The sequence below is a fragment of the Rathayibacter sp. VKM Ac-2928 genome, from assembly GCF_022815545.1.
Taxonomy (GTDB): Bacteria; Actinomycetota; Actinomycetes; order Actinomycetales; family Microbacteriaceae; genus Rathayibacter; species Rathayibacter festucae.
Genome location: NZ_JALGRU010000004.1, coordinates 44,013 through 57,760, shown reverse-complemented (window position 1 = coordinate 57,760; position 13,748 = coordinate 44,013). Strand labels below are relative to the sequence as shown.

Sequence of the window (13,748 nt, the reverse complement as noted above, 5' to 3'; positions counted from 1 at the left end):
GAAGCCGCGATGACGCCGCCAACTCCCCCCGCCGCCACTTGCGACGCCCCGGCACGCCCCGGCCGCCGCCGCGATCCGAACCGCGACGGCGAGATCCTCACCGCCGCCCTCGACGTGCTCGCCGAGACCGGCTACGACGGCATGACGATCGACATGGTCGCCGCCCGGGCCAAGGCCGGAAAGGCCACCCTTTACCGCCGCTGGGAGTCGAAGGCCGAGCTCGTGCTCGAGGCCGTCGCCTGCCTGAAGGGCGCCGACCTCGACCAGGACGCGCTCCCCGACACCGGCACCCTGCGCGGCGACCTGGTCGCCCTGATCCGTCCGCGCGCGATCGAGGACGCCGAGCGCAAGCTCCGGATCATGTCGGGCGTCGTCGCGATGATCTCCAAGGCCCCCGAGCTCGCCGACGCCGTCCGCCAGGCCATCGTCGAGCCGCGCGCCCGTGCCAACCGGACGCTGCTGCGCCGCGCCATCGACCGCGGCGAGATCCCGGCCGACGTCGACGTCGACATGCTCGCCGTCCTGACCCCCTCGATGGTCTCCTACCGCGTGCTCCTGATGCGCGAGCCCGTCGACCGCGACTACCTCATCTCCCTCGTCGACAACGTGCTCCTCCCCGCAGTCGGCCTGCGCGCCGGAGCCCCCGCCGCCGAAGCCGAGTCTGCAGACCCACCCTGCTGAACACGCCGGGTCTCGATACGCCCCTGCGGGGCTACTCGACCACCATGAGGGCCACGACCACCATGCTCGCCGCACTGCATTCATGCTGATCGAGTAGCCCGCGCAGCGGGCGTATCGAGATCCACCCCCGCCAGAAGCCGAGCCTGCAGACCCACCCTGCTGACGTTGCCGGGTCTCGATACGCCCCTCCGGGGCTACTCGACCACCATGAAGGCGCGCGGTCGCGCCCTGCCCTTCCGGCCGCCGCTGCGACGGACAGCCGCGGCTAGGAACCGGGACGCACGGGCGTGAAATAGAACGTCCGAGGCTGCTGGTAGGTCCACAGAGCCCGACCGCCCGCACTGTAGACGACGAGGTTCGCGTCGTTCTGCAGCACGAAGCGGGCTCCGGGGTTGCCCGAGGTCCCGGTCTGCCACAGCGCGCGGCCACCGGCGCTGTAGATCACGACATTGCCGTCAGTCTGCTGCACGAGGCGGTTTCCTGCTCCCGAGGTGCCGCTGCTCCAGATCACCTTGTCGCGGCGGACACCGCTGTCGTCGATGGTGCTGACGACCATGTCGTAGAGCACGAAGTTCCCGTCGCCCTGCAGGACGGCGCGGAACCGCTTGTCAGCGCTGGTCAGCTGCTCGCCGACCGCGAGCTCCTGGCCCGCGGTGAGGGTGTCGCGCTTCGCCGGAGCCGGCGCGGCGGCATCGCTCGACCAGAGCGCACGGCCCGCGGTCGAGTAGATCACGAGATTGCCGTCGTTCTGGATGACCAGGCGCGCGCCCGCATTGCCGCCCGTGCCGGTGAACCAGAGGGGTCGGTAGAAGTCGTCGATGACGAGGTTGCCGTCGGCCTGCATCAGGAGGCGCAGGCCGCCGCTGGTCTCCGCGTTCCAGCGCACGCCGTTCGGGCCGTAGGTGACCAGGTTGCCGTCACGCTGGAAGACGGTCCGGTAGGCGCCGTTCTGCGAGGTGATCGACTGGCCGCGCTCGAGGCGCCGGTCGGAGCCGAGCGTGTCGACGCCGCGACTCGACCACAGCGGCCCGCCGCCGTCGAAGCGCGCGTAGGAGACGAGATTGCCGTCGTCCTGCAGCACGAGCCGGTCGGGCTGCTCGTGACCGCTGGAGTCGCTGGCCCACAGCGGCGCGCCGTCCTCGGTGTAGACGACGATGTTGCCGTCGTTCTGCAAGGTGAAGTAGTTGCCCGACCCGCGAGTGCCGGTCGTCCACTCGACGCCGCCCGACGCGGAGTAGAGCACGACGTTGCCGTCGCCCTGCATGACCAGGCGGTACTGCCCGTTCGCCGAGGCGAGCTGCTCGTCCATGTGGAGGGCGGTGCCGGGCGCGAGGGTGTCGCCGACCGTGACGGCGGCGGCGAGGCGGACCACGGAGAACGACGTGGCGGGCGCGGCGAGGGCGGGCGCCGCGGCGACCCCGGAGGCGGAGACGACGACGGCGGCGAGGACGGCGGCCGTGAGGCGGCTCCGAGGGGGCAGGGACACGGGCGAGGGCCTTTCGAACGGGAGCGCATTGGTGCGGACACGGCATCCTGACACGGCGGGAAGCGCCGCGTGCCGCACGTCGGAAGTTGGCGAGCCACGGCTGTTCCGACGGCCCGGAATCGACGAAGGGCCCGCCTCCCGAAGTGGGAAGACGGGCCCTTCGCTCAGTGCAGAGTCCGACTAGCGGGGTGCTCCAGGGAGGCTTTCACAGGGAACGCCGTCGCCGTTCCCGTCGAGGTTGCCGGTGTTCGAGTAGGTCAAGAACCAGGCGTTCGCCTCTGCCCAGGTCGAGAACGATCCGCAGGTGCGCTGAGGACCGACCGGACGGGTGCCAGGTCCCGGCTGCGGCGCGGGCGCCGGTTGGTTGCTCTGCCACAGGGCGCGGCCGTCGGTCGAGTAAATGACCAGGTTGCCGTCGTTCTGCATGACCATGCGCGCACCACCGTTGCCCGAGGTGCCCGACTGCCAGACGGCACGGCTCCCCGAGTAGATGACGGCGTTGCCGTCGCCCTGCATGACGAGGCGGTTGCCCGCTCCGCTCGTGCCGGCGCTCCAGCGGGGTCCGCCGTTGCTGTAGACGACGAAGTTGCCGTCGCCCTGCATGATCGCCTCGCTGCTGCCGTTCGACGAGCGGAGGAGGCGACCCGAGCCGAGCTCGTTGCCCGAGTTCAGCGTGTCGCTGATGACGGGCGCGGGCGGGGCCGGGGGCGTGTAGCTCGACCACACGGCGCGGTTGCCCGAGTAGATCACCAGGTTGCCGTCGTTCTGCATGACCATGCGCGCGCCCGGGTTGCCCGAGGTGCCCGACTGCCAGCGCACAGCGCCACCGGAGGAGTAGACGACCGCGTTGCCGTCGGTCTGCATCGCGAGGCGGTTGCCGCTGCCGGACGTGCCGGTGGAGAAGCGGACCTCGCCACCGCGGTAGACGACGAAGTTGCCGTCGCCCTGCATCGCGGCGCGCGAGCCTCCGTCGCTCGAGACGAGCTGCTGGCCGGCGCGGATCTCGCCGCCGCCGTTCAGCACGTCGCGGATCACGGGGGCCGGCGGCGCGGGCGGGGTGTAGCTCGACCACAGGGCACGGCCCGAGGCGGCGTAGATGACGAGGTTGCCGTCGTTCTGGATGACCATGCGCGCACCCGGGTTGCCCGAGGTGCCCGACTGCCAGCGCACTCCGCCGCCCGCGGAGTAGACGACCGCGTTGCCGTCGCCCTGCATCGCGAGGCGGTTGCCCGCGCCCGAGGTGCCGGCGCTCCAGCGCGCGGAGCCGTTGCTGTAGACGACGAAGTTGCCGTCGCCCTGCATGACGGCGCGCGAGCGCGAGTCGGTCGAGGTGATCTGCTGGTCAGCACGCAGCTCGGTGCCACCGCGGAGGGTGTCGCCGACGACGGCGGGCGGAGCAGCCTGGTAGGAGGTCGCCCAGGCGGGGGTGCCGTTGGTGCGGTAGACGACGAGGTTGCCGTCGTTCTGCATCACCAGGAACGCGCCGGAGTTGCCGCCGGTGCCCGACTGCCAGAGCGCGCGGTTCGCCGTCGTGTAGACGACGAGGTTGCCGTCGGCCTGCATCGTGATGCGGTTGCCGGTGCCGGACGTGCCGGTGCTGAAGGTCGAGCGGCCCGCGGCGTCGTAGACGACCGCGTTGCCGTCGGTCTGCATCACGAAGCGGAACTGGCCGTTGCGCGAGACGATCCGCTGACCGGCGGTGAGCGTCGAGTCGGAGGCGAGTCGGTCGGTCGCCGCGGCCGGGGGCTGCGTCGGAGTGGGGGTCGGCGTCGGCGTCCGCGTCGGGCGCGGGGTCGAGGTCGGAGTGGCGGTGGGCGTCGCCGTGGGAGTGGCGGTGGGCGTGACGGTCGGAGTGGCCGTCGGAGTCGGCGTCGCGGTGGGCGTCGGCTCGGGCGTCGCGGTCGGCGTCGTCGTCGGCTCCGGAGTCGGCTCCTGCGTCGGCGTCGGCTCGATCGTCGGGGTGGGCGTCGGAGTCGGAGTGTCCGTCGGGTCCGCCACCGAGGACGAGAGCGCGGACGCGGTCGGAGCGAGCGCGGCGGCACCTCCCGCCGCGAGGAGGCACGCGAGCGTGAGTGCTGCGAGGCGGCGGGCGGGGGGCTGTGGCATGAAGCGCCTTTCACAGTGCGGATGCAGAGGAGGCCCGCGCGTCATCGAGCGGGCCAGGCGGAGCCTCCCACGCGCCCTCCCCGCCCGTCCATCCTTTTGGGTAGAACTACCCAACAGATGTCGTGCGGCCGCCCGCGTCACGAGGACCCTCGCGAGTCTCCTAAAATTGGAGCCATGTCGAAGGTCTTGAACAGTCTGCCCGTGGGCGAGCGCGTCGGAATCGCATTCTCGGGAGGGCTCGACACATCGGTCGCAGTCGCCTGGATGCGCGAGAAGGGCGCGGTGCCCTGCACCTACACCGCCGACATCGGCCAGGCCGACGAGCCCGACATCGACAGCGTGCCCGCGCGCGCCGCGCAGTACGGCGCCGAGATCTCGCGCCTCGTCGACGCGAAGAGCGCCCTCGTCGAGGAGGGGCTCGTCGCGCTGCAGTGCGGCGCCTTCCACATCCGCTCCGGCGGCAAGACCTACTTCAACACCACCCCCCTGGGCCGCGCCGTCACCGGTACCCTGCTGGTCCGCGCTATGCGCGAGGACGGCGTCGACATCTGGGGTGACGGCTCCACCTACAAGGGCAACGACATCGAGCGGTTCTACCGCTACGGCCTGCTGGCCAATCCGCGCCTGCGCATCTACAAGCCCTGGCTCGACGTGCAGTTCGTCAACGAGCTCGGCGGCCGCACCGAGATGTCGGAGTGGCTCGTCGCCCGCGGCTTCCCGTACCGCGACGCCACCGAGAAGGCGTACAGCACCGACGCGAACATCTGGGGCGCCACCCACGAGGCCAAGCGCCTCGAGGAGCTCTCCAGCGGCATGGAGCTGGTCGAGCCGATCATGGGCGTCGCCGCCTGGCGCGAGGACGTCGAGATCGCCGCCGAGACGGTCAGCGTGCGCTTCGAGGCCGGCCGCCCGGTCGCGCTCAACGGCGTCGAGTACTCCGACCCGGTCGCCCTCGTCCTCGAGGCCAACGCGATCGGCGGACGCCACGGCCTGGGCAACTCCGACCAGATCGAGAACCGCATCATCGAGGCCAAGAGCCGCGGCATCTACGAGGCGCCCGGCATGGCGCTGCTGCACCTGACCTACGAGCGCCTGCTCAACGCGATCCACAACGAGGACACCATCGCGCAGTACCACTCCGAGGGCCGCCGCCTCGGCCGCCTGATGTACGAGGGCCGCTGGCTCGACCCGCAGTCGCTGATGCTGCGCGAGTCCATCCAGCGCTGGGTCGGCTCCGCCGTCTCCGGCGAGGTCACCGTGCGCCTGCGCCGGGGTGACGACTACACGATCCTCGACACCACCGGCCCCGCGCTGAGCTACCACCCCGACAAGCTGTCGATGGAGCGCGTCGGCGACGCCGCCTTCGGCCCCGAGGACCGCATCGGCCAGCTGACCATGCGCAACCTCGACATCGCGGACTCCCGCTCGCGCCTCGAGCAGTACGCCGCCGCTGGCCTGGTCGGCGGCTCGACCGCCGAGCTGGTCGGCCACCTCGAGATCGGCGAGTCCGAGGCGATCACCGAGGGCAACGGCTCCGCCGCCGCCGACGCGCTCGGCCGCGCCACCGACCTCGCCTCCGAGGGCGCCGCCTTCGACGCCGGCACCGACTGACGCACCCCTCCTGAGGGCCGGCGGAGACTCCCTCCGCCGGCCCTTCTCGGTACCCGCAGCCCGTGCCCCACCTCCGGCACGCGAAACCACCCCGGGCACGCTGAAACCCCCGGATGCCGCGAGCCGGACATGCTTCCACGAGCCGAACCCACCGCCCCGCCACCTCCGGCACTCGAAACCCTCCCGGGCACGCCGAAACGGCCCGCTCCCGCCAGCCGAACGTCCTTCCACGAGCCGAACCGTCCCGCCCGCCACCTCCGGCACGCGAAACGACCCTCGGCCCGTCGGAACGGCCCGATCCAGCGAGCCGACCCCGGTTCCACGAGCCGGACGTCCGCCCGGCACCCCGCCCATACCGCCGCGGGCACGGACATCCGCTCTGCGTCCCACGCCCACCACCGCCACCTCCTCCGACCGGAGGGGTGGTCGCGGTGCCTCGTCGCGGCTCCTGGCTCGGGTCTGGCGGGCGCGCCGCAGGCGCGCGGGAAGGAGCCGCGACGAGGCACCGCGTCCACCCCGTTCGCACCGAGCGCGACGTCGCGAAGCGACGAGCACGCCAGCAGTCAGCACCCGGCCTCGTCAGTCCCCCCGCACCAGCCCCAGCGCCGCCTCCGCCGTCGCCACCGACTGCCCCGGATCGACCCGCGCCAGCACCAGCGCCGTCACCAGCAGCGACACCAGCACCCCCGCCTGCCGCCCCCGCCACTCGGCGGGCTCCCCCGGCCACCGCGCCGCCGCCCCCGCGAGCATCGCCCGCTGCAGCTCCGCCCGGTACTCCGCGATCACCTCGCGCACCGCGTCGTCGCGCGCGATCGGCGCCCCCGCCGCATTGAGCAGGAGGCACCCGCTCTGCGCCGACACGGTTCGCGGGTCGGCGAGCGCGTCCCGCAACCCCGAGAAGTAGTCCTCGAGGGCCGTCGGCGAGACCTCGTCGCGCGTCAGCGGTTCCAGCCTCGGCCGCACGATCTCGTCGAGGTAGCTCTGCACCGCCGCGTCGAAGAGCCCGCGCTTGCTGCCGAACGCGTGGTACAGGCTGGAGCGGCCGAGTCCGGTCGCCGCCTCGAGCTCGGGCAGCGACGCCTCCTCGAAGCCGCGGTCCCAGAAGACGGCGCGCGCCGACCGGACGACCTGGTCGGTGTCGAAGCTCTGCGTGCGTCCCACGGCGACTCCCTCTGCTGACTGCCGGAAAGAACCGGACTGTTGTGAACCGGTCGTTCCAGTATAGAGTGAGGCCGTTCGGTAGTGAACCGAGCGATACACAATCAGGAGGTCCCGTCGTGATCGTCATCGGACTCGTTCTCGCCGCCCTCGCGGCGCTGCTGCACGTCTACATCTTCGTGCTCGAGTCGCTGCTCTGGACGACCCCGCGCGCCCGCTCCACCTTCGGCACCACCGCCGGAGAGGCCGAGTCGACGAAGGAGCTCGCCTTCAACCAGGGCTTCTACAACCTGTTCCTCGCGATCGTGACGATCCTTGGCGTGATCGTGCTCGCCTCGGGAGCCACGGCCGTCGGCGCCGCCCTCGTCTTCACCGGCACCGGATCGATGGTCGCCGCAGCCCTCGTGCTGCTGCTCTCCTCCCCCGGCAAGCGGCGCGCGGCGCTCACGCAGATGGCGCCCGGACTGCTCGCGGTCCTCGCGCTCGGCATCGGCCTCGCCGCCTCCTGATCCCCACCCCCACGACCCCTCGGAAGGCTCCATGACCACCGTCACCAGCACCCAGATCCAGCTCGTCCGCCGCCCCGTCGGCTGGCCCGTCGCCGAGGACTTCCGCACCGCGCAGGTCGAGTACGACGAGCCCGCGGCCGGCGAGATCCGCGTCGAGAACGCCTTCCTCTCCGTCGACCCGTACATGCGCGGCCGGATGAACGACGTCAAGAGCTACACCCCGCCTTACCCGCTCGGCGAGACGATGACCGGCGGCGCGATCGGCCGCGTCACCGTGTCGAGCGACCCGGACTTCCCGGTCGGCGCCGTCGTGCTGCACCAGCTCGGCTGGCGCGACATCGTGCAGGCCGCGACCTCGGCCTTCCGAGTCGTCCCCGAGATCCCCGGCGCCCCGCTGTCGCTGCGACTCGGCGTCCTCGGCATGACCGGCCTCACCGCCTTCGTCGGCCTCACCACCATCGCGGGGCTGAAGGAGGGCGACACCGTCTTCGTCTCCGGCGCCGCGGGAGCCGTCGGCTCGGCCGCCGGCCAGATCGCGCGACTGCTTGGCGCGAAGCGCGTCATCGGCTCCGCCGGCTCGGCCGAGAAGGTCGCGCTGCTCACGGAGAAGTACGGCTACGACGCCGCGTTCGACTATCACGCCGGTCCCGTCCGCGAGCAGCTCGCCGCGGCGGCGCCCGAGGGCATCGACGTCTACTTCGACAACGTCGGCGGCGACCACCTCGAGGCGGCGCTCGATGCCTTCAACGACGGCGGACGCGCCGCACTCTGCGGTGCGATCGCCGGCTACAACAGCACCGAGAAGCCGGCCGGCCCCGACAACATGGCCAACGTCATCACCCGTGCGCTCACGCTGCGCGGCTTCACGCTCGCGGCGTACCTCGACCACGCCCCGGAGTTCAACCGCCTGATGGGCGGCTGGTTCCAGGAGGGGAGCATCGCCTACAACGAGACCGTCGTCGACGGCATCGACCACGCGGTCGACGCCTTCCTCTCGATGATGCGCGGCGGCAACACCGGCAAGATGATCGTCCGCCTCTAGGACCTTCCCCGCTGGTCGAGGAGGTGCGCAGCGCCCCCTTCCCTGCTGGTCGAGTAGCCGCGCAGCGGCGTATCGATACCCGCCCACCGGACGACGGCGGATCTCGATGCGCCCTCTGCGAGGGCTACTCGATCACCATGGAATTGCACGCGTCGCAGACGCGCTCCTCTTTTCTGCTGGTCGAGTAGCCGCGCAGCGGCGTATCGAGACCCACCCACCGGACGACGGCGGATCTCGATACGCCCTCTGCGAGGGCTACTCGATCACCATGCAGTGCCCCCGTCCGCCGGTCAGCGCTTGACGGCGTCGATCTTCAGCATCTTGGCGATGACGGAGTCGAGCTCCGAGTCGTCGAAGATCTTCTTCCAGTCGTCCTTGATGAGCGCCTCGCGGCCGTAGCCCATGGCGATGTGGCACGCCTCGGAGAACGGGTTCGAGCCGCGCAGGCCGTTGGTCAGCGCGATCCAGGTGTGGCCGTAGAGCATCGCGCGGGCCGCCTCGTAGGGAACGCCGACGCCGTTGACGGTCTCGTCCAGCGCCTCCTTGAGGAACTCGCCGACCATGCAGGCGATCGTCTCGACCAGGGTCGGCTCGAGCACGGCGAGCTGCTTGACGGTCACCCAGTGCACGGCGATGACGGGCGCGTAGATGGTCGAGATGACCTTCTCCGCGATGGCCCGCACGTCGTCGTCCGCGTCCTCGAGCGCCGCGACGACCTCCTGGGGCGCGGCGATGCCGCCGAACGTGTCGGCCCACTCCTCCGGAGTGGTGCGCTCGAGGAACACCGACGGGTGGCACGGGTGCGCCACGGCGTAGTGGATGTCCTCGCGCTTGGCGAGCAGCCCCGCGTACGCGGCGGCCGGGTCGAGGGTGAGGATGATCGCGCCGCTCTTCATCTGCGGGATCACGTCCTCCGAGACCGCGCCGAGCACGACGTCGGGGACGGCGAGGATGACGACGTCGGCGTCCTTCACGGCGTCCGGGGTCGCGGTGATCTCGCGGCCGGCCTCGCGGGTGCGCTCCTGACCGGCGGGCGAGGCCTCGCTGTAGAGGGCGTTGTACTCGGACTTCTGCAGGTTGTTCGAGACCCGCATGCCCATCTTGCCGCCGGCGCCGATGACGGCGACGGTGAGGGCGGAGGCGGCGGTGCCCGGGGCGGTGGTGGCGGTGGTGTCGGTCATGAGTTCCTTCTCCTGAGCTGGTCGAGGGTGGTGCGGGTCCACTCGGCTTCGAGCCGGGTGGTGACGAGCGCCTGCTCCGCGGCGGGGACGGTGTCCTGCCAGGGGAGCCAGAACTCGATGATCTGGGTGATGCCGCGCTCGGCCGGCCGGAGCAGCGCGAGCATGCCGTCGTAGTCGAGGCGGCCGTCGCCGAGCGCCGTGCCGGTGTAGACGAAGCCGACCCAGCCGGGGTTGCGGCTGAAGTCGAAGTCCTTCACGTGCCAGTTCGCGACGTACGGAGCGCAGCGGGCGGTGACGTCCACCGGCAGCTCGAGGTTCGCGACGGTGTTCGCCGGGTCGAGGCAGATCCGGATCCGCGGGTGATCGAGCGTCGCGATCACGTCGACGAGGTCGGCGGTGCTCACCTGCTCGTAGGTCTCCAGGGCCAGCGTGACGCCGGCCTCCTCCAGTTCGGGCGCGAACTCGCTCAGGCGCCGCAGCGTCTCGGCGCGATCCGGCCGGTCCTCCCCCGACGTCCACATGCTGCGCAGCAGCACGACGTCGAGCGCGCGGGCGAGGCGGAGCCAGCGGCGCAGGTGCGCGGGATCGGTCCCGCGGGTGCCGAGCTCGAGCGCGACACCCTCCGCGGCGGCGACCGCTCGCAGCGAGGCGAGCTGCTCGTCCGAGTACTCCTCGAGCGCCGGCACGTCGCAGAGCTGCAGCAGGTCGACGCCGAGCGCGGCGGTCTCGCGGACCATGTCCTCGACGCCGAGCGGCTCCGGGACGCGGTCGGAGGAGCGCCAGAAGAAGGCGTAGCTGCTGAGGCCGAGGCGGCTCACGAGCGGGCGTCCGAGTCTGCGCGCGCGAGGACGAGCGCCTCGTCGAGGATCGCGCCGACCGCCTCCGGGTCGTGCGCGAAGCGGCCGAGGAACAGCCCGGGCACGCGGCCCTCGAGCGCGGTCAGCAGGCCGGGTCCGGCGCTGCCGCCGTAGATGACGCGGCTGCCGGCGCGGCCGGGCAGCTCCGCGAGGGCCGCCTCGAGCGCGGTGACGACGCCGGCGATGAAGGCCGGCTCGGCGGGCTCGGGTGCGCCGATCGCCCAGACGGGCTCGTAGGCGGCGAGGATCGGGCCGACGGCGCCGGCCTCGTCCGCGTCCGCGAGGGCGGAGCCGATCTGCGCGAGCACGAGCTCGACCGCGTCCTCGACGGAGCCGCGCTCGGCCTCGCCGACGCAGAGCAGCGGGACGAGATCGTTCCGGAACGCCGCCGCGACCTTCGCGCGGACGCGCTCGTCGTCGTCGCCGAAGAGCGCGCGCCGCTCGGCGTGGCCGATCTCGACCAGCCGGCAGCCGATCTCGCGCAGCTCCGCGCCGCTGACCTCGCCGGTGAACGCTCCCGCGTCCTCCCAGAACAGGTCCTGGGCGCCGAGCGCGACGCCGGACTCCGCCGCGAGGGCGCCGACCGGCACCAGCGCGGGGAAGGTCGGCACCACGAACAGCTCGACGGCTCCGGAGGCGGTCGCCTCGTGCGTCCGCGCGATCTCGGCGATGCGCCGCATCCACTCGAGCGTCCGCGCGTGGCCGAAGTACATCTTGAGGCTCACGCCGACGGTGAACGCCGGGGCGTCCCCGGCGGCGCGGCTCAGCACGAGCCGACCGTGGCGGCGTCGTCCGCGACCGGGTTGCCGGCCTCGTACGCCTCGATCACGCGCACCTTCTCCGCGGAGGCGGAGGACGTGTCGAACTCGTAGCCGAGCCACTCCTTCGCGAGGCGGCGGGCCAGCTCGATGCCGACGACGCGCTGGCCCATGCAGAGCACCTGCGCGTCGTTGGAGAGGATCGAGCGCTCGACCGAGAACGAGTCGTGCGCGGTGACGGCGCGGATGCCGGCCACCTTGTTGGCGGCGATCGCGACGCCGAGCCCGGTGCCGCAGATCAGGATCGCGCGGTCGGCCTCGCCGCGGGCGACCATCTCGGCGGCGGCGATGGCGACGCTCGGGTAGGGCGTGTGCGACGACGCGTCGACACCGACGTCGACGACGGACGCGACGCGGGAGTCCTTCTCGAGGTCGGCCTTGACGATCTCCTTGTAGTCGAGACCGGCGTCGTCGGAGCCGACGACGAGGCGGAAGGGTGCGCTCATGGGTGTTCTCTCCTTGCTGGAAGCGGATTCGGGGACGGTGTCGACGCTACGCGCCGCTGCCGACAGAGCCGGGGGCGGCGGCGGCACCGGAGCGCAGCACCGCGCCGATCGCGGTGACGATCAGCCCGAGCGAGTGCGCGCCCGCGTCGGGGGTGCCGAGGCTCTTCTCGGCGTGCGGCCGGGCGCGGCCCATCCTCGGCAGCAGCTGCGCGGTCGCGGCGGCGGCGGCGGTGCAGGCCTCGGCGGCCCGGGTCCACGCCGCGGGCAGCTCTTCCCCCGCGGCGACGGCCTCACCGAGGACGTCGGCGAAGGGCACGAGGGAGTCGACCATCGTCTTGTCCCCCGGCGTCGCGCCGAAGCGGAGGATCGCGGCGCGCGCGCCGTCGACGCCCTCGACCACCGCGGCGGCCGTGGGCGCGGCGGTGTCGCCGAGCGCCGAGCCGACCGCGGCGAGCGCGGCGCCCCAGAGCGCTCCGGAGGTGCCGCCGGCCCGGTCGGACCAGGCGTCACCGGCGTGGGCGAGCACGGTCCCCGCCCCGGCGCCGGCCTCGAGCGCGGCCCGGGCGGCGGCGACCGCCGCGTGCACGCCGCGCTGCATGCCGATGCCGTGATCGCCGTCGCCGGCGACCGCGTCGATCCGGCCGAGCTCCTCGGCGTTCTCGTCGATCGTGGACTGCGTCGCCTCGAGGGCGGCGAGCACGGTGCGGGCGGCGTCGCGGGAGTCGTCGCTCGCGTCGCCGATGACGACCGCGGCCGTCTCCTGCTCGGTCACCGCGGCCTGCTCGGCGGGGCGGACCGAGCCCTTGCGGTAGGCGGGCGCCTCGGCCGGCGCGGCCCACAGCCGCTCCAGCTCGTCGTCCACCCAGAAGAAGGTGAGCGAGACGCCGGCCATGTCGAAGCTGGTGACGAGCTCGCCGACCTCGGGCTCGAGCACCTCGAGGCCGCGCTCGCGCAGGCGTCGCTCGACGCCGGCGTAGACGACGAACAGCTCCTCGTACTTCACCGAGCCGAGCCCGTTCAGCACGACGACGAGGCGCGAGCCCTCGGCCGCGTCGACGCCGTCGGGCAGCTCGGCGAGCAGGGACGAGACCAGCAGCTCGGCGAGACCGTCGGCCGTCGGCACGTCGTCCTCGCGGATGCCGGGCTCGCCGTGGATGCCCATGCCGACCGCCATCCGCCCCTCCGGAACGGTGAACAGCGGCTCGGACGCCCCGGGCAGCGAGCAGCCGGAGAAGGCCACGCCGAAGGAGCGGGTGCGCTCGTTGGCGAGGCGGGCGATGCGCTCGACCTCGTCCAGCGACGCGCCCTCCTCCGCGGCGGCGCCCGCGACCTTGAAGACCGTCAGGTCGCCGGCGATCCCGCGGCGCTTGTGCTTCTCGGCGACGCTCGCGCTCGAGACGTCGTCCGTCACCGTCACGGTGCGGACGTCGATCCCCTCGTCGCGCAGGCGCCGCTCGGCCGCGTCGAAGTTCAGCACGTCGCCCGCGTAGTTGCCGTAGCTCAGCAGCACGCCGCCACCGTGCTCGGCCGCCGCAGCGACCGAGTGCACCTGCTGCGCGGACGGCGAGGCGAAGAGATTGCCCATCGCCGCGCCGTGCGCGAGACCCTGCCCGACGAGTCCGCCGAACGCCGGGTAGTGACCGGAGCCGCCGCCCACCACGAGGGCGACCGAGCCGGGCGCGCTCACGGTCGAGCGCACCACGCCGCCCTGCACCCGCCGCACGAAGCGGCGGTTCGCGGCGACGAAGCCGTCGATCATCTCGTCGGCGAAGTCGGACGGATCGTTGTAGAGCCGGGTCATCAGGAGTCCTGTTCGAGGAGGGGCGTCGGGCGACGGGCGGTCAGCGGGTCGT

Annotated in this window: 12 protein-coding genes; 4 read left to right on the top strand and 8 right to left on the bottom strand. The window is 72.4% G+C overall.

The features are described 5' to 3' along the window. Positions 1-9 precede the first annotated feature (9 nt). Positions 10-681, top strand: a complete 672-nt coding sequence (locus MT350_RS14790) for a TetR/AcrR family transcriptional regulator (RefSeq protein WP_243599843.1) — start codon at positions 10-12, stop codon at positions 679-681. 265 nt (positions 682-946) lie between these two features. On the opposite strand, the gene MT350_RS14785 is transcribed toward MT350_RS14790, so the two are convergent. Both MT350_RS14785 and MT350_RS14780 read right to left on the bottom strand, forming a co-directional pair. Further along, positions 947-2,167 (bottom strand): hypothetical protein, encoded by a 1,221-nt coding sequence (locus MT350_RS14785; protein ID WP_243599842.1) that lies wholly within the window; start codon positions 2,165-2,167, stop codon positions 947-949. Between the two features lie 180 nt (positions 2,168-2,347). Next, on the bottom strand, positions 2,348-4,273 hold the full coding sequence (locus tag MT350_RS14780) for a hypothetical protein (RefSeq protein ID WP_243599841.1): 1,926 nt from the start codon (positions 4,271-4,273) through the stop codon (positions 2,348-2,350). A 174-nt stretch (positions 4,274-4,447) separates the two neighbouring features. Between MT350_RS14780 and argG the strand changes: the two genes are divergently transcribed. Beyond that, positions 4,448-5,884, top strand: coding sequence for an argininosuccinate synthase (gene argG, locus MT350_RS14775; protein ID WP_123446074.1), 1,437 nt, complete (start codon positions 4,448-4,450; stop codon positions 5,882-5,884). Between the two features lie 579 nt (positions 5,885-6,463). Here the strand turns inward: argG and MT350_RS14770 are convergent. Next, positions 6,464-7,045 (bottom strand): TetR/AcrR family transcriptional regulator, encoded by a 582-nt coding sequence (locus MT350_RS14770; protein ID WP_243599840.1) that lies wholly within the window; start codon positions 7,043-7,045, stop codon positions 6,464-6,466. A gap of 116 nt (positions 7,046-7,161) precedes the next feature. On the opposite strand from MT350_RS14770, the gene MT350_RS14765 reads away from it, so the two are divergent. Continuing rightward, the gene (locus MT350_RS14765; RefSeq protein WP_127887003.1) at positions 7,162-7,551 is read left to right on the top strand and encodes a DUF1304 domain-containing protein; all 390 of its coding nucleotides are present in this window, start codon (positions 7,162-7,164) and stop codon (positions 7,549-7,551) included. A gap of 31 nt (positions 7,552-7,582) precedes the next feature. Then, complete coding sequence (locus MT350_RS14760) at positions 7,583-8,593, top strand: NADP-dependent oxidoreductase (RefSeq protein ID WP_243616233.1); 1,011 nt, start codon at positions 7,583-7,585, stop codon at positions 8,591-8,593. Between the two features lie 290 nt (positions 8,594-8,883). On the opposite strand, the gene MT350_RS14755 is transcribed toward MT350_RS14760, so the two are convergent. Genes MT350_RS14755 through MT350_RS14735 form a run of 5 tightly spaced genes read right to left on the bottom strand, consistent with a single transcriptional unit; the run spans position 8,884 to position 13,696 of the window. After that, the gene (locus MT350_RS14755; RefSeq protein WP_123732941.1) at positions 8,884-9,774 is read right to left on the bottom strand and encodes a phosphogluconate dehydrogenase C-terminal domain-containing protein; all 891 of its coding nucleotides are present in this window, start codon (positions 9,772-9,774) and stop codon (positions 8,884-8,886) included. After that, positions 9,771-10,592: a sugar phosphate isomerase/epimerase gene (locus MT350_RS14750; RefSeq protein WP_243616232.1), complete on the bottom strand. Its 822-nt coding sequence runs from the start codon at positions 10,590-10,592 to the stop codon at positions 9,771-9,773. The genes MT350_RS14755 and MT350_RS14750 overlap by 4 nt, the downstream gene beginning before the upstream one ends. Beyond that, positions 10,589-11,401: a triose-phosphate isomerase family protein gene (locus MT350_RS14745; protein WP_243616231.1), complete on the bottom strand. Its 813-nt coding sequence runs from the start codon at positions 11,399-11,401 to the stop codon at positions 10,589-10,591. The genes MT350_RS14750 and MT350_RS14745 overlap by 4 nt, the downstream gene beginning before the upstream one ends. Beyond that, positions 11,395-11,895, bottom strand: coding sequence for a ribose-5-phosphate isomerase (locus MT350_RS14740; protein WP_127887006.1), 501 nt, complete (start codon positions 11,893-11,895; stop codon positions 11,395-11,397). Before MT350_RS14740 ends, MT350_RS14745 begins: the two co-directional genes overlap by 7 nt. Before the next feature lie 46 nt (positions 11,896-11,941). Then, a complete protein-coding gene (locus MT350_RS14735) occupies positions 11,942-13,696 on the bottom strand; it encodes a dihydroxyacetone kinase family protein (RefSeq protein ID WP_243616230.1) in 1,755 nt (584 codons plus the stop codon). Positions 13,697-13,748: the final 52 nt, after the last annotated feature.

Excerpts from the sequence above, each read along its gene's own strand:
- MT350_RS14780 (WP_243599841.1), bottom strand. The coding sequence starts at position 4,273 with ATGCCACAGCCCCCCGCCCGCCGCCTCGCAGCACTCACGCTCGCGTGC.
- MT350_RS14735 (WP_243616230.1), bottom strand. The coding sequence starts at position 13,696 with ATGACCCGGCTCTACAACGATCCGTCCGACTTCGCCGACGAGATGATC.
- argG (WP_123446074.1), top strand. The coding sequence starts at position 4,448 with ATGTCGAAGGTCTTGAACAGTCTGCCCGTGGGCGAGCGCGTCGGAATC.
- MT350_RS14790 (WP_243599843.1), top strand. The coding sequence starts at position 10 with ATGACGCCGCCAACTCCCCCCGCCGCCACTTGCGACGCCCCGGCACGC.
- MT350_RS14755 (WP_123732941.1), bottom strand. The coding sequence starts at position 9,774 with ATGACCGACACCACCGCCACCACCGCCCCGGGCACCGCCGCCTCCGCC.
- MT350_RS14760 (WP_243616233.1), top strand. The coding sequence starts at position 7,583 with ATGACCACCGTCACCAGCACCCAGATCCAGCTCGTCCGCCGCCCCGTC.
- MT350_RS14740 (WP_127887006.1), bottom strand. The coding sequence starts at position 11,895 with ATGAGCGCACCCTTCCGCCTCGTCGTCGGCTCCGACGACGCCGGTCTC.